This is a genomic window from Paraburkholderia sp. BR10937 (assembly GCF_040965695.1).
Classification (GTDB): domain Bacteria; phylum Pseudomonadota; class Gammaproteobacteria; order Burkholderiales; family Burkholderiaceae; genus Paraburkholderia.
Genome location: NZ_JBFRCL010000074.1, coordinates 1 through 21,503 on the forward strand (window position 1 = coordinate 1; position 21,503 = coordinate 21,503).

Genomic DNA, 21,503 nt, shown 5'->3' on the forward strand with positions numbered 1-21,503 from the left:
GACGACGCCGTGCGGCAGGCCCTGGCCGCGCACAAGGCGTGGCCAGGCTCCCACGCGGCCACCGATGCGCTGCTGCAGGCGCTGATCGCGGCGCGGCGCTTCAAGGAGGCGCAGACGCTCGCGCGCAGCGAAACCGAGGCCGAACCGCAGCAGGACGCATGGTGGCTCTATCTGGCGCAAGCGAGCGCCGGACTCGGCGACGCGCTCACCCAGCATCGGGCGATGGCCGAGAAGCTGGCGCTCGACGGCGCCTGGCCCTCGGCGATCCGTCAGCTCAAGGAGGCGCGCGATATGAAATCGGTGGGCTACTACGACCTGTCGACGATCGAGGCGCGTCTGCACGACTTCGAGGCGCGTTACCAGCAGGAGCGCCAGGACGAGAAGGATGAGGGCCGCGGCTAAGTCGGGGCTCAGTCTGCGGATGCAGGCGGCGTGCCGCTCGCGCCGTGCCCCGCGGCCCGCGCTTCGCGCTCGGCGCGCGCCGGGCTCGTCACGAAGGCAAAGCGCTTGCTCACGTCGGCGCGCTTGATCGGCTGCAGCGGCAGCGCGGCGTCGGCGCGCCAGTGGAATGTGCCGCTGTTGGCGTCGTCCGCGAGCGTGGCGTGGTCGGTGAAGAGGTCGAGGTCGTGGTCGTGCAGCAGCGCCGCGCGCGGCGGCGCGCTCGCATCGGCGAAGATCACGCTGCCCGCTTCGTCGAGGTAGGCAGCCACGGGCTCGAACGTTTGACCGCCCTGATCGGTGAGCGTCAGCGCGTCGTCGCCGTCACGACCCGCGGCGAGACGCACGATCCACGGCGTGTATTCCAGCTCGACATACACGCGCTGCGGCCCGTTCTGGAAGTACCACTGGCCTTGTTCATCGCGCTCGTAATTGCGGTTGATGAAGCCGAGCAGCGCTTCGTGGCGGATCGCCGTGCCGGGTGCGTTCTGCGCCTGGGCGGCCTCGTCACGCATGCGCCAGTTGCCGCGTGCGTCGAGCATCAGCCAGCCCGTGCAATGCGGGACGTTGGGCCAGCGCGCGAGCGCTTGTTTGACGATGTCATCCATGAGCGACGAAAGGCGAGAGATAAGCGAACACGCGCTGCGAAAGCCAGTCGCTGCGGCCAGGGAACGGTCCCGTCATGAAGCCGACGTGGCCGCCGTGCGCGGGCTGATCGAGCTCGACGGCGGCGCTCACTTCGTGGCGCGCAGGCAGCGCGCGGTCCGGCAGGAACGGATCGTTGCGCGCGTTCAGAATGAGCGTGGGGACGGCGATTTCGCCGAGCTTCGGGCGGATCGTCGCCTGGGTGTAGTAGTCGTGGGTGTCGCGAAAACCGTGCAGCGGCGCCGTCACGACATTGTCGAATTCATACATCGTGCGGCTGGCGAGCACGGCTTGCGCGTCGAACAGGCCGGGGTACTGTTCGAGTTTCTGGAGCGCCTTCACCTTCAGCGTCTTCAGGAAGCTGCGCGTGTAGATCATGCCGAAGCCCTGCGTCAGCATCTCGCTGCCTGCATGCACGTCGAGCGGCGTGGAGATCGCGGCGGCCGCGGCGACGATCGCGGCGTCTTCGCGACGCTGGGCGAGCCAGTGCAGCAGCACGTTGCCGCCGAGCGACACGCCCGCGACCACGAGCGGCCCCGCGTGGCGGGCAGCGAAGCGGCGCAGCACCCAGTCGACTTCGGCGGAATCGGCGAGATGGTAGAAGCGCGGCAGCAGGTTCAGCGGACCGCTGCAGCTGCGAAAGTGGGGGATCGCCGCATGCCAGCCGCGCGCATGCGCAGCGGCAGCGAGCGCGCGCGCGTAGTGGGAGCTCGAGCCGCCTTCCAGGCCGTGGAACAGGACGAACAGCGGGGCGTTGTGTGAATCCGCACCGGCACGCTTGCCGTCCAGCCAGTCCACTTCGATGAAGTCGCCATCCGGCGTGTCCCAGCGCTCGCGCCGGTAGGCGGGCGCGGGCAGGCGCGAGAACAGCGCCGGCACGATGGTCTGGATGTGCGCACCGGGCAGCCAGAACGGCGCGCGGTAGTCGTTGTCGTAGTGAGGGCCGAGCAGGGCAGTCTGGGCTTCGAGCGCGGCCGCGACGCGGGCTGCCTCGCCGGGCCTGCGGGTGTCGTCGGTCGTACTCATCACTGCCCCCTGCTTTGCGCCCTTATGTCAGTGCAGCGCGCCCTGGCCGTGGCGCAATCTGGCCGAGAACTGGGTAGCTGCGTCGTCGGGCATGCGGCTCGCGTGAATGTGCGCAATGCGCCACTCGCCGCGCTCGTGAACCATCACGTAGGTCGTGAAGACCATGGTGGGAATCGCACTGGGATCGACCGGGCGGTGCGCTTCCACGATCGCGTAGACCACGGTGCCGAGGCTGTCGTACACGCGGATGTCGAGCGGCTCGATCGACACCGGCGCCGCTTCGAGCTGCGCGGCGAGGCCCGCGCGGATGCTCGGCAGGCCGTGCAGATGCGCGCCTTCCGCCGTGATGCAGCTCACGAACTCTTCATCGATCCACAGACCCATCAAGCTGTCGATGTTGACTTCCGCGACGGCCTGGTAGTACGCGTTGAGGGTGTCCGCGGCGGCTTCGAAGATGTGGGCAAAACGTGGCATGGCTCGTTGGTCTTGTGCGCTCGGTGGCGTCTGCCTGGGCGCGGGTTGGCGATTGGTCGGTTGCGTCGCTGCTCGGCTGTCGCTGCATGCCGCGCGTTTGCCGCGAGCATGCCGCTTTCGCGAGACAGGCCTGTGACGTCCTCCGATGCGGCGCTTTGGTCTCTCCCGCGCCTCGATGCCTCTATTGGGCGCGCGCAACGCGCATGGCGTCCGTTGCGTGGCGCACATCCATTTGTGTGCGCGATGTTTTCAGCGTGGCGGGCGGCACACAGCCGCCCCACGCTGCCGGCGAGACCTGTTGCTTATCGCTGCCCGAGCAGCATGCCGCGCAGATCGCCGAAAACCTGCTCCGGGCTCAGTTCGCGCAGGCAGTTCAGATGCCCGAGCGGACACTCGCGCGCAAAGCAGGGACTGCATTCGAGATGGAGCCATTGTACCTTTGCAAGCTCGGACAAGGGCGGCGTGTGGCGCGGATCCGTCGAACCGTACAGCGCGACGAGCGGGCGGCGCAGCGCGGCGGCCACGTGCATCAGGCCCGAATCGTTGGTGACCACGGCGTTCGCGCGCGAGATCAGCGCGCACGCTTCGCCGAGCGCGGTTTGCCCGCACAGGTTGCGCACGTTCGGCGCGCGATCGGCAATGGCCTGGGCGAGCGGGGCGTCCTTCGGCGAGCCGAGCGCGACGATCTGCGTGTACGGGAACGACTGGCCCACCATCTTCGCGAGCGCCGCGAAATGCTCGGGCGGCCAGCGCTTGGCCGGGCCGTACTCGGCGCCGGGGCAGAACACGAGCAGCGGCACGCGCGTATCGAGATTGAAGCGTGCCGACACGCGCGACGCCTCGTTCGGGTCCGACTCGAGGCGCGGCGTCGGCAGGTCGTCGGGCACGCTCGCGCCGGGCGCGTACGCGAGCGCGGCGTAGTGCCTGACCATCGGCGGGCGCTCGTCCTTCGGCGGATTCGCGTGGCGCACGTTCAAGAGGCCGTAGCGGTTCTCGCCCGTGTAGCCGATGCGCAGCCCGATATTGGCGAGCCACGGGATCAGCGCGGACTTGAGCGAATTGGGCAGCACGTAGGCGGCGTCATAGCGCTCGGCGCGCAAGTCGCCCGCCAGTTGCCAGCGGCGCAGCAGCTGCAGCTTGCCGTGGCCGAGGTCGGTGGCGTAGACGTCGCGGATCTCGGGCATACGCTCGAGCACGGGCGCAACCCAGGTTGGCGCGAGCGCATCGATCTGAATGCGCGGGTGCAGTTTCACGAGCCGCGAAAAAAGCGGCTGCGCCATCAGTGCGTCACCGATCCAGTTCGGTGCGATTACCAGCGCGCGGCGCATCGGGAGTCAGGGTCCGGAGAGGGTAAAGGTTGCACGTGCGGCTGGCCCGCCCGGGGCCGGCACTGGCCGGCATGGGGGCGTATCGGGCCGCGCGCGAAACACGGTTGGGAAAATGACGAACAGCCGCGCGCCGGTGAACGGGCGGCGGCGGCACGTAAAACGCGCCGCCGTATGCACGACGGCGCGCCGCGAATGAGGCGAAACGCGTCAGTGGCCGTGGACGACCTCGCCCGCGCGCAGCTTGTAACGCGTGCTGCAGTACGGGCACTTCGCTTCGCCGTGCGTCACGTCGAGGAACACGCGCGGGTGGTTGCTCCAGCGCGGCATCGACGGATTCGGGCAGTAAGCGGGCAGATCCTTGGCCGAAAGTTCGACCAGCGGCATTTCCTTAATTTCGCTCATGAGGACGATTCTCTGTGTAGCTGTGGGGGCCGGGCGCAGGGGCGCCCGGACCTTTAATTCTTAGACCTTCGCGAGCCAGTGCGCGTACTTGTCGTTCTTGCCCGAGACGACGTCGAAGAAGGCCGATTGCAGCTTCTCCGTGACCGGGCCGCGCGAGCCGCTGCCGATGGTGCGGTTGTCGAGCTCGCGGATCGGCGTGACTTCGGCGGCGGTGCCCGTGAAGAACGCTTCGTCGCAGGTGTACACCTCGTCACGCGTGATGCGCTTTTCGATCACGGGAATGCCCATGTCGCGCGCGAGCGTGATGACGGTGTCGCGCGTGATGCCGTCGAGGCACGACGCGAGGTCCGGCGTGTACAGCTTGCCATTGTTCACGAGGAAGAAGTTCTCGCCCGAGCCTTCCGAGACATAGCCGTCCACGTCGAGCAGGAGCGCTTCGTCGTAGCCGTCGGCGGTGGCTTCCTGGTTGGCGAGGATCGAGTTCACGTACCAGCCCGAAGCCTTGGCGCGCACCATCGACACGTTTACGTGATGGCGCGTGAACGACGACGTCTTCACGCGGATGCCCTTGGCAAGGCCGTCTTCACCAAGATAGGCGCCCCACGGCCAAGCGGCGATGGCCACGTGAATGGTGTTGCCCTTGGCCGAAACGCCGAGCTTTTCCGAGCCGACCCAGATGATCGGGCGGATGTAGCACGACTCGAGCTTGTTCGCGCGCACGACTTCGAGTTGCGCGTCGGCGAGCGTCTTCGCGTCGAACGGCACGTCCATCTGGAAGATCTTGGCCGAGTTGAGCAGACGCTTGGTGTGCTCGGCGAGGCGGAAGATGGCGGTGCTGCCGTCGGCGGTCTGATAGGCGCGTACGCCTTCGAAAACACCCATGCCGTAGTGCAGCGTATGGGTCAGAACGTGAATGTTGGCGTCGCGCCAATCAATCAGCTTGCCGTCCATCCAGATCTTGCCGTCGCGGTCGGCCATTGACATACGATTCTCCAGACAAGTGCAGTAAATATCGGGCTTATACAGGGGTTTCGCCGCGCGCCGCGTGGCTGCGATTGGCAAAGACGATTATTTTAGCGTCATTTGACGCCTGCCAGCGCGAGCGCGGGCGCGTGAGGCTGGGTTTTCGGGCGATTTTAGGGTCGTTTCGCACCGCCTCCAGCCGAATTTTTTTCGGGTTTCGCGCGTGCTGCAACGCAGCAAATCGCGTGAACGCCCGCCCGGCGAGCAGCGCCTGCCCAAATACGGGAGATTCGCCTGGACACGTCTCAGATCGTCCTGGCTATCAGCTAAAATACCGATCTCGCAATTCGATGCCGGCTCGTGCCAGCGACGAGCAGCGACATGGAGCCGCGACCCGAGACAGCGTTCAAACCCGGATCCCGCGCCGTGCCGCTGAGCACGTCTTGCCGCGCCAGAATACGGCCCGCGGCGCCGCATCGCCTTGCCACCGCCTTCCCACCATCAAGATGACATGCCCATGAACAAGGTTCTGCGTCTTTCCGATCTGATCTCCGAAGGCAAATTGAAGGGCAAGCGCGTATTCATCCGCGCCGACCTGAACGTGCCGCAGGACGACAACGGCAACATCACCGAAGACACCCGCGTGCGCGCCTCCGTGCCGGCCATCAAGGCCGCACTCGACGCCGGCGCGGCCGTCATGGTCACCTCGCACCTGGGCCGCCCGACCGAAGGCGAATTCAAGCCCGAAGACTCCCTCGCGCCCGTCGCGAAGCGCCTCGCCGAACTGCTCGGCCGCGACGTGCCGCTGGTCGCGAACTGGGTGGAAAACGGCGTGAACATCGAGCCGGGCAACGTGGTGCTGCTCGAAAACTGCCGCGTCAACAAGGGCGAGAAGAAGAACTCGGACGAGCTTTCGCAAAAGATGGCGAAGCTCTGCGATATCTACGTGAACGACGCGTTCGGCACCGCCCATCGCGCCGAAGCCACGACCTACGGCATCGCGAAGTACGCGAGCGTCGCCTGCGCGGGCCCGCTGCTCGCGGCTGAACTCGACGCCCTCGGCAAGGCGCTCGGCGCGCCCAAGCGTCCGCTGGTGGCGATCGTGGCGGGCTCGAAGGTGTCGACCAAGCTCACTATTCTCAAGTCGCTGGCCGAGAAGGTCGACCAGCTGATCGTCGGCGGCGGCATCGCCAACACGTTCATGCTGGCCGCGGGTCTGAAGATCGGCAAGTCGCTTGCCGAAGCCGATCTGGTGGACGAAGCGAAGGCCATCATCGACGCGGCGCGCGCACGCGGCGCCTCGGTGCCGATCCCGACCGACGTCGTGACCGCCAAGGAATTCTCGCCGACGGCCAGGGCCGAGACGAAGAACGTGGCCGACGTGGCCGACGACGACATGATCCTCGACATCGGTCCCGTCACCGCCAACGCACTCGCCGCGCAACTCGCGCAGGCCGGCACGATCGTGTGGAACGGCCCGGTCGGCGTGTTCGAGTTCGACCAGTTCGGCAACGGCACGAAGACGCTCGCGGATGCGATCGCCAGCTCGGGCGCGTTCTCGATCGCCGGCGGCGGCGACACGCTCGCAGCCATCGCGAAGTACAACATCGCCGACAAGGTCAGCTATATCTCCACCGGCGGCGGCGCCTTCCTCGAGTTCCTCGAAGGCAAGAAGCTGCCGGCGGTCGAAGTGCTCGAAACGCGGGCGGCCGGTTAAGTGGCGCCGCGCGCCCCGGCCGGGAAGGCCATGAGCAAACTTCCTCGTGCAGGCGCACAGAAGTCGCGCAGCGCAGCCGGGGCCGCAGCAAAACAGAAGGGGCGCGCAGCGCCCCAGGCAGAGACGGAAAAGGCGAGGGCCGACGCGACCCCCGCCGCCGCTGCCGAATTGGACATTGCGGCGACGCAGTCGACTGCTGAATCGACAGCCGCACAGAATCCGACAGGGCGCCCATCCACGCCCGCATCGAATACGACTACGCATGTAGATAGCGCCGCAGCGGCTCATGTGAGCCCTGCGGCGCCCTCCAAGAAAGCGACGCCGGGTACACCCGGTGCGCGTTCCGGCGCCTCCGCACCCGCGGCGCAGCCGGCCAGCACTTCTCGCAGCAACGGTTTTCCCAGCGATCCTATCCAGACGAGGAGACTCATGCATCGCGCCACCAAGATTGTCGCCACCATCGGTCCGGCTTCCAGCACGCCGGACATCCTGCTGAAAATGATCCGCGCAGGACTGGACGTGGTGCGCCTCAACTTTTCGCACGGCACCGCCGACGACCATCGTCAGCGTGCTGAAATGGTGCGGGACTGCGCCCGCCAGGCTGGCCGCGAAGTTGCGATCATGGCGGACCTGCAAGGCCCGAAGATTCGCGTCGGCAAATTCGAGAATGGCAAGACGACGCTCGAGCCGGGCCATCCGTTCATCCTCGACGCCGAATGCGAGCTCGGCAATGACGAGCGCGTCGGTCTCGACTACAAGGACCTGCCGCGCGACCTGAAGCCGGGCGACATCCTGTTGCTCAACGACGGCCTGATCGTGCTCGACGTCGCACGCGTGATCGGCAGCGAGATCCACACGATCGTGCGCGTGGGCGGCGACCTGTCGAACAACAAGGGCATCAACCGCCAGGGCGGCGGCCTCACGGCGCCCGCGCTCACCGCGAAGGACATGGAAGACATCCGCACGGCCATGTCGCTGGGCGCGGACTTTGTCGCCGTGTCGTTCCCGAAGAACGCCACCGACATGGAAATGGCGCGCCAGCTCGCGAACATCGCGGGCGCGCCGTACGGCATCAAGCCGAAGATGATCGCGAAGATCGAGCGCGCCGAAGCGATTCCGGCGCTACAGGAAATTCTCGATTCGTCGGACGGCATCATGGTCGCGCGCGGCGACCTGGCCGTGGAAGTGGGCAATGCCGCCGTGCCGGCGCTGCAAAAGCGCATGATCCGCATGGCGCGCGACTCGAACAAGCTCGTCATCACGGCCACGCAGATGATGGAGTCGATGATCCACGCGCCGGTGCCCACGCGCGCCGAAGTCTCGGACGTCGCCAACGCGGTGCTCGACGGCACGGACGCGGTGATGCTCTCGGCCGAATCGGCGGCGGGCAAGTACCCGGTGCAGACCATCGAGGCCATGGCCGCGATCTGTCTGGAAGCGGAGAAGTCGGAGCAATCCGAGCTGGACAAGGATTTCCTCGACCGCACCTTCACGCGCATCGACCAGTCGATCGCCATGGGCGCGCTGTTCACGGCCTACCATCTGGGCGCGAAGGCGATCGTCGCGCTCACGGAGTCGGGCTCGACCGCGCTCTGGATGTCGCGCCACTGGACCCACGTGCCGATCTTCGCGCTCACGCCGCGCGCAGGCAGCGAGCGCGCCATGTCGCTCTACCGCAATGTCACGCCGCTGCACCTCGACACGAGCAGCGACCGCGACACGGCGCTTCAGCAAGCCATCGAGGTGGTGGTGAGCAAGGGCTACGCGTCGCACGGCGACATGGTCGTGCTGACCGTGGGCGAGCCGATGGGGCAGCCGGGCGGCACGAACACGCTGAAGATCGTGCGCGTCGGCGACGTGCTCTAAATTCGGTGCGCTAATCTCGAGGCGATTTTTTGCGCTTTATTTTCGCGACTCCCGAAAATAAATATGGTCGGCGTCGACTGGTATCACACTGGTATCAGATCGGCGCCAGATCGATGCCATTTAGATGCCTTTTCCCCGCAATTGCAGCCCGTACGCCGTAGAAACGGCGGCGCGGGCTGTCAACTCTTTTTGCACCTTCTCGCGCTTTTGACGCTCCGATACGCCAATTTCATGCCAGTTACGTGCCTGGCGCCGGGAACGGACGCGCTTCGCGATAAAATCACGCCATCGAGCCCGCGGCAGGTCACGCGGGCGGCGGCTGCCAGGCCGTCCTCGACCGGCTGCGCAAGACAGCCGGCGGCAGAAGCATTTCGTTTCAAATCAAAGGAGTAGCAACAATGCCTCTCGTATCAATGCGTCAACTGCTCGACCACGCGGCTGAACACGGTTATGGCCTGCCTGCGTTCAACGTGAACAACCTGGAACAGGTCCAGGCGATCATGGAAGCCGCGAACCAGGTCGGTTCGCCGGTGATCATGCAGGCATCGGCCGGCGCGCGTAAGTACGCGGGCGAGCCCTTCCTGCGCCACCTGATCGAAGCCGCGGTCGAGTCGTATCCGCATATTCCGGTCGTGATGCACCAGGACCACGGCCAGTCGCCGGCGGTCTGCATGGCGGCGATCCGCAGCGGCTTCACCAGCGTGATGATGGACGGCTCGCTCGAAGCCGACGGCAAGACGGTCGCATCGTACGAGTACAACGTCGAAGTCTCGCGCAAGGTCGTCGAAATGGCGCACTCGATCGGCGTGACGGTCGAAGCGGAACTGGGCGTGCTCGGTTCGCTGGAAACGATGAAGGGCGACAAGGAAGACGGTCACGGCGCCGAAGGCACCATGACGCGCGAGCAGCTCCTGACGGACCCGGAGCAGGCCGCCGACTTCGTGAAGCTCACGCAGTGCGACGCGCTGGCCATCGCCATCGGCACCTCGCACGGCGCGTACAAATTCTCCAAGAAGCCCACGGGCGACATCCTGTCGATCCAGCGCATCAAGGAAATCCACGCGCGCATTCCGAACACGCACCTCGTGATGCACGGTTCGTCGTCGGTGCCGCAGGAACTGCTGGCCGAGATCCGCGAATTCGGCGGCGACATGAAGGAAACGTACGGCGTGCCGGTGGAAGAGATCCAGGAAGGCATCCGTCACGGCGTGCGCAAGATCAACATCGACACCGACCTGCGTCTGGCGATCACGGGCGCGATCCGTCGCTATATGTATGAAAACCCGTCGAAGTTCGACCCGCGCGACTACCTGAAGCCGGCTCGCGAAGCCGCGAAGAAGGTGTGCGTGGACCGCTTCCTCGCGTTCGGCTCGGAAGGCCAGGCTGGCAAGATCAAGCCGGTCGCGCTCGACAAGATCGCCGAGAAGTACAAGTCGGGCGAATTCGCGCAGATCGTTCGCTAAGCGGGCTTCTGTGCCAGGCGCTCCGCGCCTCGAGTAGCAAAACATCGCCGTTTCCGCCTGTTTTGGGGGAACGGCGATGGGCTTTTCCGGGAAATTTGCCAGTTTTTGGTTTACCCTCGCATTACCTTCGGTTTTACGGTTTCCTGCCGCGGTTGCAACCGCGATTCCGGACCGAACCCGCCTCCGTTTCGATTGTCCTTTTAGCGAATCACGACGATGTCTACCCTCTACGAATCCACGCTCCGCTCGCTGCCGCTTCTCGGCCGCGGCAAGGTCCGCGACAACTATGCCGTGGGCAACGACAAGCTGCTGATCGTCACCACCGACCGTCTGTCGGCGTTCGACGTCATCATGGGCGAGCCGATTCCGCGCAAGGGCGAGGTGCTCAACCAGATGGCCGACTTCTGGTTTGAAAAGCTCAAGCACGTCGTGCCGAACCATCTCACGGGCGTCGCGCCGGAAACCGTCGTGGCCGCCGACGAAGTCGAGCAGGTCAAGGGCCGCGCCGTCGTGGTGAAGCGCCTCGAGCCGATCCTCGTGGAAGCCGTGGTGCGCGGTTATCTGGCCGGCAGCGGCTGGAAGGACTATCAGGCAACGGGCGCCGTATGCGGCGTCGAACTGCCGCCGGGCCTGCAAAATGCACAAAAGCTGCCCGAGCCGATCTTCACGCCGGCAGCGAAGGCCGAAATGGGCCACCACGACGAGAACATCACGTACGACGAGATGGAGCGCCGCATCGGCACCGAGCTGTCGCGCACCATCAAGGAAATCTCGATCAAGCTGTACAAGGAAGCCGCCGACTACGCGGCCACGCGAGGCATCATCATCGCCGACACGAAGTTCGAATTCGGTCTCGACAACCACGGCCAGCTGTATCTGATGGACGAAGCGCTCACCGCCGACTCGTCGCGCTTCTGGCCGGCCGACCAGTATCAGGTGGGCTCGAACCCGCCGTCGTTCGACAAGCAGTTCGTGCGCGACTGGCTCGAAACCCAGGACTGGAAGAAGGAGCCGCCGGCGCCCAGGCTGCCCGACGAAGTGGTCGCCAAGACGTCGGCGAAGTATCAGGAGGCGCTTGAGCGTCTCACGGGTCAAAAGCTCGTCTAATCGAGCGCGAAGAGGGAAGAAGGAAGCACAATGAGCGAAGTTCAGACGGCTCACCAGCATGCGGCGCCGCTCGTCGGCGTGTTGATGGGCTCCAGCTCCGACTGGGACACGATGAAGCACGCGGTCGCGATCCTGCAGGAGTTCGGCGTCGCGTACGAGGCCAAGGTGGTCTCGGCGCACCGCATGCCCGACGAGATGTTCGAGTACGCGGAAAAGGCGCGCGAGCGCGGCCTGCGCGCGATCATCGCCGGCGCGGGCGGCGCTGCACACCTGCCGGGTATGCTGGCGGCCAAGACCACGGTGCCCGTGCTGGGCGTGCCGGCGGTCAGCAAGTATCTGAAGGGCGTGGATTCGCTCCACTCGATCGTGCAGATGCCCAAGGGCGTGCCGGTCGCGACCTTCGCCATCGGCGAAGCGGGCGCGGCCAATGCGGCGCTCTTCGCCGTCTCGATTTTGAGCGTGACCAACACCGAGTACGCGAACAAGCTCGCCGCTTTCCGCGTGCGCCAGAACGAAGCGGCGCACGCCATGGTGCTGCCCCCGCTTTGATTGCCCCGCTTTGATTGTCCCCACGCGCCGCGGCCATCCCGCGGCCGACCACGAAGATGACTCCTGACAATTCACCGGTATCACCGATCCTGCCCGGCGCCTGGCTGGGCATGGTGGGTGGCGGCCAGCTCGGCCGCATGTTCTGCTTTGCCGCGCAGGCGATGGGCTACCGCGTCGCCGTGCTCGATCCCGACGCGACCAGCCCCGCGGGCACCGTGGCCGACCGCCACATCTGCGCCGCGTACGACGACGAAGCCGCGCTCACCGAACTCGCGCGCCTGTGCGCGGCCATCTCGACCGAGTTCGAGAACGTGCCCGCGGCGAGCCTCGACACGCTCGCGAAGTCGACCTTCGTGAGCCCGGCCGGGCGCTGCGTGGCGGTGGCGCAGGACCGCATCGCCGAGAAGCGCTTTATCGCGGCGGCCGGCGTGCCGGTCGCGCCGCACGTGGTGATTGAGTCGTCGCAGGCGCTCGCCGGCATCGACGACAAGGCGCTCGCCGCCGTGCTGCCGGGCATTCTCAAGACGGCGCGCATGGGCTACGACGGCAAAGGCCAGATTCGCGTCTCCAACGCCGAAGAAGTGCGCGAGGCGCATGCGTCGCTCGGCGGCGTGCCGTGCGTGCTGGAAAAGCGCCTGCCGCTGAAGTTCGAGGTGAGCGCGCTGATCGCGCGCGGCGCGAACGGCAAGGCCGTCGTTTATCCGCTCGCGCAGAACACCCACCGCAACGGCGTGCTCTCGCACACCATCGTGCCCGCGCCGGACGCCAGCCCGGCGCTCGTGCAGCAGGCCCAGCAGGCCGCGATCCAGATCGCGGCGAAGCTCGGCTATGTGGGCGTGCTGTGCGTGGAGTTCTTCATCCTCGAAGACGGCTCGCTCGTCGCCAACGAAATGGCGCCGCGTCCGCACAACTCGGGCCACTACACGACCGATGCGTGCGCCACGAGCCAGTTCGAGCAGCAGGTACGCGCCATGACGGCCATGCCGCTCGGCGACACGCGCCAGCACTCGCCGGCCGTGATGCTGAACATTCTCGGCGACGTGTGGTTCCCCTGCGCCGTGGGCGAGGCAAAGCCCCAGAAGGGCGCCGCGCCCGTCACGCCGCCGTGGGACCAGGTGGCCGCGATGCCGGCCGCGCGCCTGCATCTGTACGGCAAGGAAGACGCGCGTCCGGGCCGCAAGATGGGCCACGTGAACTTCACTGCGCCGACGCTCGACGAAGCGCGCACGGCCGCACGCGACTGCGCGCGCCTGCTGCACATCGCCACGAGCTGAGGTTGGACCGCATCATGTCCGATCAGCAGAACGCGCCGCACGATGGCACGCCGCCCCTGACCGCAGCCGACATCGAGCATGCCGCCGCGCTGCTCGACGCGGGCGAGCTGGTCGCGTTCCCGACCGAGACCGTTTACGGTCTGGGCGGCGATGCGGCGAGCCCCGAGGCGGTCGCGCGCATCTATGCGGCTAAAGGGCGGCCGGCGAACCATCCGGTGATCGTTCACCTGCCGCCCGGCGGCGATCCGCAGTACTGGGCCGCTCAGTGGCCAGAGGCGGCGCAAAAGCTCGTCGACGCCTTCTGGCCCGGCCCGCTCACGCTGATCGTCAAACGCCACGAGCGCATTCCCGACGCCGTGAGCGGCGGCCAGGATTCGGTGGGGCTGCGCTGCCCGTCGCATCCGGTAGCGCAGCAGTTGCTGGCGGCGTTTTCCGCGCGTCGCGGCGGCCATGGCGGCGTGGCGGCGCCGTCGGCGAACCGCTTCGGCCACGTGAGCCCGACCACGGCGCAGCACGTGCGCGACGAATTCGGCGCGGCGGTGCATGTGCTCGACGGCGGCGCATGCGACGTGGGAATCGAATCGACGATTCTCGATCTCTCGCGCGGATTTCCCGCGTTGCTGCGGCCGGGTCATGTGACGCCGCACGACATCGCACGCGTGCTGGGCGAGGCGCCGCGCTTGCCCGACGGCTCGGACGCCACGGCGCCGCGCGCCTCGGGTACGCTCAAGGCGCACTATGCGCCGCGCACGCCGCTCGCGCTGCTGCCGTTCGAGGCGCTGGAGCCGCTGCTTGCGGCGGCGCGTGATGCCGGGGAAACGGTGGCGCTCGTGGCGCGCGCCTCGCGCGCGGGCGATTGGGCGCAGGCCCAGGGCGTGCACTTCGTCACCGCGCCGGAAGAGCCGCAGGAATATGCGCGTGAGCTGTATGGCTTGCTGCGCGCGCTCGATCGCGCGAACGTCTCGCGCATTCTCATCGAGAAACTGCCGGAGACGATCGAGTGGATCGCGGTCAATGACCGGTTGGGTCGGGCGGCGGCGGCGTTCGAGGCGCAGCAGCAGGGCTGAGCACCTTCTTTCGCGTTCAATGAAAAACACCCCACGAGCCTGACGGTTCGTGGGGTGTTTTTTCTTGCACCGGTAGGCCCGGTGCAAGCGACGCTTATCAGGGCGCCTTGCCGATGCCCGCGGCAGCCAGCTGCGTTTCGACGAACGTCGCGAATTGCGAGTGCAGTGCCGTGGTCGGGTGCACGAGATCCGCGAACATGTAGGTCGTGGGCGCGTTGGCCGTCGTCAGCGTTTGCGGCGAGCAGAACAGCGAGCTGCCGAAGCTCTGGCCATACGCCGCGGCATACGCGTTGATGGTGGCTTGCGGCGTCGTGGCCGGGTTCAACCCGAGCGTTGCCTGCGGATTGGCGAGCGCGTAGTTGGTCGCGCTGGTCGTCATGGCCGTGAGGTTACAGGCCGTATCCGTGTTCGTCACGGTAAAGCCGAGGCTCGCCGCGTTCGCGATCGACTGGTCGAGCCACGAGAACGTATCGACCAGCACGACCTTCTTCGCCTGCACGTCGGCCGCGCTCGCCTGGATCAGCGTGAGGTTGTACATCGCCGAAATGAGCGAGAGCGCCTGGTCGGCCGAGCTCGCAGAGCCGGGCGTTGCACCGACGGCGGCATCGGCCTTCAGCGCCGCCGGCGTCTTGCCGATGTCGGGCACCGTGACGAGCGCGATCTTCGGATTGCCGGGGACGATATCTGCATGGACAAGTGCGCTCAGCGTAGCCGCTGCTGTCAGGACCGGGGTGATCGACGAGAAGGCGGTCGGATTTGCCTTATAGAGGCCAAGCGCAACGGCTGCCGGCGCGAGCGCCGTGGCCTGGGCCTGCGTGAAGCCTTCCGTCATCAGCGTTGCGACGGCGGTCGGGCCGTTCGCGGTGACTGCGGCCGAGAAATTGTTCGCGACGAGCGCCGCGCCGAACAACGCCAGGCCCGTCGGGCTGCCGTCCGTAGGCACGTCCAGCAGGTTCAGGATTTCATTCGCGCCGCCTTCCACGAGCACGAGCTGATTCGCATTGAAGCTGCCGTGCTGCGCCACATACTGCTGGAGCTGCCAAGTGACCGGCTGCTCGCTCGCGGCAGGGATCACGGCGCTGGTATTCGCCACGCCGCCGCCCGTCACCAGCGCGCCGCCTTGCGCGTAGTCGAGCCCGCCCGTTGCCGTCAGCGGCAGACCGAAGCCGCCTTCGAAGGCCGGCGAAAGCGTGTTGCCGAAGTACTCGGACACGTGCTGCGCCCAGACTTCGCCCGGGTTGGTCGTGAAGCGGCCGCCGCCGAAGCCCGGCAGAATCTGCTCCGAATACGTGCCCGCGTCGGTCAGGCTCGTGCCGAACGCCACCACCTGCATGTTGACGCCCGACGGCGGCGGCGTGCTCGCATTGTTGTTCCCACTGCTGCCGCCACCGCAGGCGGCGAGCAGCGCAAAGGCGGCGCTCGCGGCAGCGATCTGGGTGGCGCGCAACAACGTACGGTGTCTCGGTCCTTGATGCTTCATATTCACTTCATCTCCTCTGTGTGTGGCCTTTGATGCCATGCTTGCCTACTCATGCAACGGGTGCTCGTGGCACGAGCGGCTGCCCCGTTGTCGATGTTTTTCTCGATCGCCGGCCTTGCATGCAACCCCCTGCGTGCTGCTGCCCCAGGGTCAGGGCCAAGGCCGACAGACTACGCAATCTCTCAGCTATTGCGCGACCCGAACTCACCCTCGGTGTTGTTTTCCGGCACGCCGCAGCGTGTTCCCGCGGGTGTCGCCGGCGCCGTCACGGATGCGAGGCCGAGCGCGTCGTGGCGCTCGCACCAATCGGGCGGCGCGAACAGCGCGGCGAGACGCGAGCGCCAGTCGGGCATGCGCGCGAAGTCCCGCGCCATCGCGAGCCACTCGTGAAATGTCGCCTTAAGCGGATTGCATGATGCAAGCGGCTTGACGATGCCGTAATCGGGCGCGTCGTGCGCGTCTTCCTCGACATAGCTGCCGAACAGGCGGTCCCAGATCGCGAGCACCCCGGCGTAATTGCGATCGATGTAGCGCGCGTTGCGCGCGTGGTGGACGCGATGCATCGACGGCGTGTTGAACACGTATTCGAGCCAGCCGAGCTTGCCTACGGCCTGGGTGTGCACGAAGAACTGGAACGCGAGATTGACGAGCACGACCGCGACGATCTGCTCCGGCGTGAAGCCGAGCATGGCGAGCGGAATCCAGAAGATCCACATGCCCGCCACGGGATACATCAGGCTCTGGCGAAACGCCGTGGAAAGGTTCAGGCGCTCCGACGAATGGTGGACGACGTGCGCGGCCCAGAGCCAGCGCACGCGATGGCTCGCGCGGTGAAACACGTAGTAGAGCAGGTCCTGTGCGATAAAGAGTGCGAACCATGCGACGAGCCCCGGCTGCCACGCAACGAGCCGGAAGTGCCGGTACACGTAGGCATAGACGGGCACGGCGACGAGCCACGCAAGCTTGTCGGCGCCCTGGTGCATGAGCGCGAGCGCGGCGTTGCAGAGTGTATCGGGCCAGGCGTAGCGGGCGCTGTCGGGGGTGGCGTTCGATGCAGCGCGCGGCCGCGTGCGGGAGAGATGCCACGCTTCCCAGCCGATGCAGGCGAGAAACACGGGGGCGAGGGCAAGCAGCAGCCATTGCGCATCGAACTGCACGAACGTCGTCCTCCTTGTCCCGTGGGCGGCGCTGGTGGGCAGCGCGGCGGTTGTAGTCTCATGTCTTGTCGGCCGCGTTGGTGCGCGTTCTCACGGGCGCGCGGCTCGATTGGCGGGCGCGTGTGACAGATTTTTATAACGCGCCTTCGGCCTTTGCCCGTCAGGGTACACGCCTCGCGCCCAGGACGGGCGGGGCTTTGCTAGAGGAAAGATTCGAGCCCGACGCGCGGCGGCGGGCTCGGGCGAGCTGTACGGGGACAGGTCCGCGGCGCCCCGCCCGGCGTGCACACAGCATGTTCGCCGTGTGCAATCAGCGTGCGCCCGGCGCGTGGTCAATGCGTGGTCAATGCGCGCCGCGTCGTCGGGCCGGAGCCTTGTGCGTGGACTTCGCAACCTTTGCCGCGCGCTTCGGATGCGGCTCGACGTACACAGGCTTTTCTTCGGGCATGCCCTTGTAGACCCACTCGAGCAGTGCGTCGTGCGCGGCGCGTGCGGCCTCGGCGCGCGGATCGTTGATGAGGCTCACCACGATCCAGCTCTCGCCGTTCTCGGCCGCTACGTAACCGGCGATGGCGCGCACGTCGCGCAGCGTGCCCGTCTTGATATGCGCGTTGCCTTCGACGCCCGCGTTGGTGAGGCGGTTGCGCATCGTGCCGTCCACACCGACGATCGGCAGCGAGTCGATGAACACCTGCGCGACCGGGCTAGCGTTCGCGTTCTGCAGCAGGTTCGCGAGCGAGAGCGCGCTGACGTGCTCTTCGCGCGAGAGGCCGCAGCCGTTGTCGAGCACGAGTTCGGGCATGTTCAGGCCGCTGCGCCGCAAGAACGTATTGACGGCCGTGGCGGCCTTGGTCGTGGTCGCAGGCGGCCTGCCCTCGACGGCGCCGAGCGTGAGGAACAGATTGCGCGCCATCACGTTGTTGCTGAACTTGTTGATGTCGTGCACGACGTCCGAGAGCGGCGGGCTCTGGTGCACGGCGAGCAAACGCGCGCGCGGCGGCACGATGCCTTCGCGCACCGCGCCGGCCGGCGTGGCGAAGAGGCTGCCGCCCGTTTGCTGCCAGAGGGCGAGGAAGCCGTCCGCGAAGAACGTGCTGTGGTCCACGGGTGCGGCCATGTTGAGCGTGCGCTCGCCGCAGCGCATCGCGTAGCTGCCCGCGAAGCTCGCGGTGACGACGCCGTTGCCGCTGGGCGAAACCTGCGGGCTCGGCAGCATGCCGCCGCAGGCGCCGGCGCGCTCGCGGATCTGGTTGTCGATCTGCCACTGCGCAACGGGCGGCACCACGTCGATCGACACGCCCTCGCGGGAGGGCGAGAACGTGAACGAGACCGACTTGAACGCGTACATCAGCGGATCGGGGCCGACGTTGTAGGGGGCGCTGTCGTCGCCGTCGAACGAGGGCAGGTCGCGCGTGGACGGATCGAACTCGCTCTTGTCGAGCACGAGCGCGCCGTCGATGCGCGCGACGCCCGCCGCGCGAATCTTCTGCACGAGGTCGATCAGCTCTTCAGGCACGAGCTTCGGGTCGCCTGTGCCCTTGATATAGAGGTTGCCGTGCAGCGTGCCGCTCGCATCGACTTCGCCGTCGGTATAGGCGCTCGTTTTCCAGCGATAGTCGGGACCGAGCATCGCGAGGCCGCTCCACGTCGTGACGAGCTTCATCGTCGAGGCGGGCATCATCGGCTGGCCGGCATTCACGGCGACGCTGGGCTGGCGGTCGCCGACCTTTTCGATCACCACGCTGACCGACGAGAGCGGCACGTGCGCGCGCTCGAGGGCCGCCATCACGGTGGGCGGCAGCACGGTGGTCACGTTGACCGTGGGCATGCGCGCGCCTTCGGGCTGCGCATACGCGGCCGGCGCGGCGGCGAAGCTCGCGGCGAGCGTGGCGCAGGCGAGAGCGAGGGCGAGCGTTCGTTGCCGCCGCGCAGTGGCGGCGCGATGCGTGCGGTCGGTGCGCGAGGCAGGCAGTCTGAACAAGGAGCGTAGGCGGGACAGCGAAGCGGGCAGCATGAAATGCGTTCGGGCGAGTGCAGGGGCGGTGCTTGGGCCGGGCGTGGTGCACGGAAAGCGGAGACTCTCCGGTGCTGCGCGCGGACGCGAAAATTGGGGCGGCGTGTGATTCGTGGTGCGCGCGCGATGCGCTCGCTTGAACGTACTGTACAAGTCCGCACGCGCGCATCGCGGCCGAATCACGAGTGGAGCGCCGCAAAAGCGCACATTGTAAAGACCTCGCGCCGCGTGCGCGCATTGCCGCAAGAAAACGTTGCACATTGCGTGGCGTGATGCAAACACTGCCCGCCACGCGCGCCATTGCATCGCGACCGGCTGCGTGCCGCAGCGGCGCGGCGCCCCCTGTTCAGGCGCTAGAATGCTCGCATCCTCATCCACTTACGCAGCGCGGCGCAGCAGCGCCGCCCGGCCAACATTACGATGCGCATACTGCTAGTCGAAGATGACCGCATGATCGCCGAAGGCGTGCGCAAGGCGCTGCGCGGCGAAGGCTTCGCGGTCGACTGGGTCGAAGACGGCGATGCCGCCCTCTCCGCCGCGAGCGCGGATTCTTACGATCTCATGCTGCTCGATCTCGGATTGCCGCGGCGCGACGGTCTCGACGTGCTGCGTACGCTGCGCGCGCGCGGCGCGGCGCTGCCCGTGCTGATCCTCACCGCGCGCGACGCCGTCGCCGACCGCGTGAAGGGTCTCGACGCCGGCGCGGACGACTACCTCATCAAGCCTTTCGATCTCGACGAACTGGGCGCACGCATGCGCGCGCTGATCCGCCGCCAGGCGGGCCGCAGCGATTCGACCATCCGCCACGGCTCGATCACGCTCGATCCGGCCTCGCACCAGGTCACCCAGGACGGTTCGCCCGTTGCGCTCTCGGCGCGCGAATTCGCGCTGCTCGAAGCGCTGCTCGCGCGTCCGGGCGCGGTGCTCTCGAAAACCCAGCTCGAAGAGAAGATGTACGGCTGGGGCGAGGAGATCGGCAGCAATACCGTCGAGGTCTATATTCACGCGCTGCGCAAGAAGCTCGGGGCCGACCTGATCCGCAACGTGCGCGGCCTCGGCTACATGATCGCCAAAGACGCATGAAGCAGGTAATCAAGCGCGGCCTTGCATGGGACCGGAGTAAGCGCGAAAGCGCTAACTCCGGATCGACAGGGAGACTCCTTTAGCCGATGAGTTCCATCCGACGACAACTGCTGTTCTGGCTGCTCGCGATCGTCGTCGCGGGCGTTGGGCTCGCGGGCTGGCTGATCTATCGTCAGGCGCTCGCCGAAGCCAACGAGCTGTTCGACTACCAGCTGCAGGAAATCGCCGAGGCGTTGCCCTCCGAGCCATTCAACGAGATCCTCAGTTCGCGCGACACGGGCGACGAAGGCATCGTGCTGCAGATCTGGAATCGCAACGGCGTGCTCATGTACTACTCGCATCCGCGTGCGCCGCTCGCGCCGCGCGCGGAACTCGGCTTTTCGACGGAGCGCACCGATCGCGGCGACTGGCGCGTGTATGGCGCGATCGTCGGCGACAACGTCGTGCAGCTCGCGCAGCCCGTTTCCGTGCGCAACCGGCTCGCCGCGAACGTCGCGTTGCGCACGCTCTGGCCGCTCATCGTGGTGCTGCCATTTCTCGGCATCGCGGTCTGGATCATGGTGGGGCGCGGGCTCAGGCCGCTCTCGCGAGTCGCGCGGGCGCTCGACACGCGTCATCCCGAAGCGCTCGACCCGCTGCCCGAAGAGCGTCTGCCCCGCGAAGTCACGCCGCTCGTGCATGCGTTGAATGCGCTGCTCGAACGCCTCGCGCAGGCCATCGACACGCAGAAGGCCTTCGTCGCCGATGCCGCGCATGAGTTGCGCACGCCGCTGGCGGCCGTGCAGATTCAGGCGCAACTCGTTGCGCGCGCAAAGGATGACGAAACGCGCCGCGAGGCGCTCGTCGATCTGCAGGCCGGTGTGACGCGCGCCACGCGTCTTGCCGAGCAACTGCTCGCCCTCGCGCGCTCCGAACCCGACGCTCACGCGCGCGCGCAGAACGTCGATCTGCATGCGCTGCTCGATGATTGCGTGCTCAACTATGCGCCGCTTGCCCAGCAGCGCGGCGTCGATCTCGGCATCGAGGAAAGCGCGGCGACGAGCGTGCATGGCGACGCCGATGCATTGCGCGTGATGCTCAACAACCTGCTCGACAACGCGACCAAATACACGCCCGCGGGCGGCCGCGTGGACGTGAGCCTCGCGGTCGTCGACGGGCATCCGCGCGTGCGCATCGCGGACAGCGGGCCGGGCATCCCGGAAGAGGAGCGTGCACGCGTGTTCGATCGCTTTTATCGCGTGGGTGCGGGTGCGAATCGCGCGCGCACCGATATCGCCGGCACGGGACTCGGGCTCGCTATCGTGCGACGCATCGCGGATCAGCACGACGCGACCATCACACTCGGCGATTCACCGGCCGGCGGCCTGCTCGTGGACGTGCGCTTCTGACTCCGAATCACCCGCAAATGCCCGCCGCACGGGCGTTTGCGCGATTATTGCGATTTCCGCGT

18 protein-coding genes and 1 pseudogene are annotated in these 21,503 nt (G+C 66.9%); 10 read left to right on the forward strand and 9 right to left on the reverse strand.

What is annotated here, in order from left to right:
* Positions 1 to 402: pseudogene (locus tag AB4Y44_RS37345) on the forward strand (M48 family peptidase); the annotation flags it as partial.
* 8 nt (positions 403 to 410) lie between these two features.
* Here the strand turns inward: AB4Y44_RS37345 and AB4Y44_RS37350 are convergent.
* The 6 genes from AB4Y44_RS37350 to AB4Y44_RS37375 all read right to left on the reverse strand — a co-directional run bounded on the left by AB4Y44_RS37350 (position 411) and on the right by AB4Y44_RS37375 (position 5,297).
* Positions 411 to 1,046 (reverse strand): DUF2946 family protein, encoded by a 636-nt coding sequence (locus AB4Y44_RS37350; protein ID WP_368702305.1) that lies wholly within the window; start codon positions 1,044 to 1,046, stop codon positions 411 to 413.
* The gene (locus tag AB4Y44_RS37355) at positions 1,039 to 2,109 is read right to left on the reverse strand and encodes an alpha/beta fold hydrolase (protein ID WP_342921190.1); all 1,071 of its coding nucleotides are present in this window, start codon (positions 2,107 to 2,109) and stop codon (positions 1,039 to 1,041) included. Before AB4Y44_RS37355 ends, AB4Y44_RS37350 begins: the two co-directional genes overlap by 8 nt.
* A 27-nt stretch (positions 2,110 to 2,136) precedes the next feature.
* Positions 2,137 to 2,583 (reverse strand): nuclear transport factor 2 family protein, encoded by a 447-nt coding sequence (locus AB4Y44_RS37360; protein WP_069262853.1) that lies wholly within the window; start codon positions 2,581 to 2,583, stop codon positions 2,137 to 2,139.
* 302 nt (positions 2,584 to 2,885) lie between these two features.
* Positions 2,886 to 3,911, reverse strand: coding sequence for a lipopolysaccharide heptosyltransferase II (gene waaF, locus AB4Y44_RS37365; protein ID WP_368702306.1), 1,026 nt, complete (start codon positions 3,909 to 3,911; stop codon positions 2,886 to 2,888).
* 207 nt (positions 3,912 to 4,118) lie between these two features.
* Positions 4,119 to 4,313, reverse strand: a complete 195-nt coding sequence (locus AB4Y44_RS37370; RefSeq protein WP_028205950.1) for a zinc-finger domain-containing protein — start codon at positions 4,311 to 4,313, stop codon at positions 4,119 to 4,121.
* Between the two features lie 60 nt (positions 4,314 to 4,373).
* Complete coding sequence (locus AB4Y44_RS37375) at positions 4,374 to 5,297, reverse strand: branched-chain amino acid transaminase (protein WP_342921188.1); 924 nt, start codon at positions 5,295 to 5,297, stop codon at positions 4,374 to 4,376.
* A 496-nt stretch (positions 5,298 to 5,793) separates the two neighbouring features.
* Between AB4Y44_RS37375 and AB4Y44_RS37380 the strand changes: the two genes are divergently transcribed.
* The 7 genes from AB4Y44_RS37380 to AB4Y44_RS37410 all read left to right on the forward strand — a co-directional run bounded on the left by AB4Y44_RS37380 (position 5,794) and on the right by AB4Y44_RS37410 (position 14,319).
* The gene (locus AB4Y44_RS37380) at positions 5,794 to 6,993 is read left to right on the forward strand and encodes a phosphoglycerate kinase (RefSeq protein WP_368702307.1); all 1,200 of its coding nucleotides are present in this window, start codon (positions 5,794 to 5,796) and stop codon (positions 6,991 to 6,993) included.
* A 429-nt stretch (positions 6,994 to 7,422) separates the two neighbouring features.
* On the forward strand, positions 7,423 to 8,859 hold the full coding sequence (gene pyk / locus AB4Y44_RS37385; protein WP_069262849.1) for a pyruvate kinase: 1,437 nt from the start codon (positions 7,423 to 7,425) through the stop codon (positions 8,857 to 8,859).
* A 398-nt stretch (positions 8,860 to 9,257) separates the two neighbouring features.
* Positions 9,258 to 10,322 (forward strand): class II fructose-bisphosphate aldolase, encoded by a 1,065-nt coding sequence (gene fba, locus AB4Y44_RS37390; RefSeq protein ID WP_133182807.1) that lies wholly within the window; start codon positions 9,258 to 9,260, stop codon positions 10,320 to 10,322.
* 216 nt (positions 10,323 to 10,538) lie between these two features.
* The gene (locus AB4Y44_RS37395; protein WP_368702308.1) at positions 10,539 to 11,429 is read left to right on the forward strand and encodes a phosphoribosylaminoimidazolesuccinocarboxamide synthase; all 891 of its coding nucleotides are present in this window, start codon (positions 10,539 to 10,541) and stop codon (positions 11,427 to 11,429) included.
* Positions 11,430 to 11,459: 30 nt separating this feature from the next.
* Positions 11,460 to 11,978 carry a 5-(carboxyamino)imidazole ribonucleotide mutase gene (gene purE, locus AB4Y44_RS37400; protein ID WP_028205944.1) on the forward strand — a complete coding sequence of 173 codons (519 nt, stop codon included), beginning with the start codon at positions 11,460 to 11,462 and terminating at the stop codon, positions 11,976 to 11,978.
* A 56-nt stretch (positions 11,979 to 12,034) separates the two neighbouring features.
* Positions 12,035 to 13,252 carry a 5-(carboxyamino)imidazole ribonucleotide synthase gene (locus AB4Y44_RS37405; protein WP_368702309.1) on the forward strand — a complete coding sequence of 406 codons (1,218 nt, stop codon included), beginning with the start codon at positions 12,035 to 12,037 and terminating at the stop codon, positions 13,250 to 13,252.
* Between the two features lie 14 nt (positions 13,253 to 13,266).
* The gene (locus tag AB4Y44_RS37410) at positions 13,267 to 14,319 is read left to right on the forward strand and encodes an L-threonylcarbamoyladenylate synthase (RefSeq protein WP_368702310.1); all 1,053 of its coding nucleotides are present in this window, start codon (positions 13,267 to 13,269) and stop codon (positions 14,317 to 14,319) included.
* A gap of 97 nt (positions 14,320 to 14,416) precedes the next feature.
* On the opposite strand, the gene AB4Y44_RS37415 is transcribed toward AB4Y44_RS37410, so the two are convergent.
* The 3 genes from AB4Y44_RS37415 to dacB form a co-directional block, all read right to left on the reverse strand.
* Positions 14,417 to 15,799 carry an acylhydrolase gene (locus AB4Y44_RS37415; RefSeq protein WP_368702311.1) on the reverse strand — a complete coding sequence of 461 codons (1,383 nt, stop codon included), beginning with the start codon at positions 15,797 to 15,799 and terminating at the stop codon, positions 14,417 to 14,419.
* Positions 15,800 to 15,981: 182 nt separating this feature from the next.
* Positions 15,982 to 16,956: a sterol desaturase family protein gene (locus tag AB4Y44_RS37420; RefSeq protein WP_368702312.1), complete on the reverse strand. Its 975-nt coding sequence runs from the start codon at positions 16,954 to 16,956 to the stop codon at positions 15,982 to 15,984.
* A 343-nt stretch (positions 16,957 to 17,299) separates the two neighbouring features.
* Positions 17,300 to 18,970 (reverse strand): D-alanyl-D-alanine carboxypeptidase/D-alanyl-D-alanine-endopeptidase, encoded by a 1,671-nt coding sequence (gene dacB, locus AB4Y44_RS37425; RefSeq protein ID WP_368702313.1) that lies wholly within the window; start codon positions 18,968 to 18,970, stop codon positions 17,300 to 17,302.
* A gap of 420 nt (positions 18,971 to 19,390) precedes the next feature.
* On the opposite strand from dacB, the gene AB4Y44_RS37430 reads away from it, so the two are divergent.
* Both AB4Y44_RS37430 and AB4Y44_RS37435 read left to right on the forward strand, forming a co-directional pair.
* Positions 19,391 to 20,053, forward strand: coding sequence for a response regulator (locus AB4Y44_RS37430; protein ID WP_028205939.1), 663 nt, complete (start codon positions 19,391 to 19,393; stop codon positions 20,051 to 20,053).
* A gap of 86 nt (positions 20,054 to 20,139) precedes the next feature.
* Entirely contained in the window at positions 20,140 to 21,441 is a 1,302-nt protein-coding gene (locus AB4Y44_RS37435; protein ID WP_368702314.1) for an ATP-binding protein, read from the forward strand.
* Positions 21,442 to 21,503 lie beyond the last annotated feature (62 nt).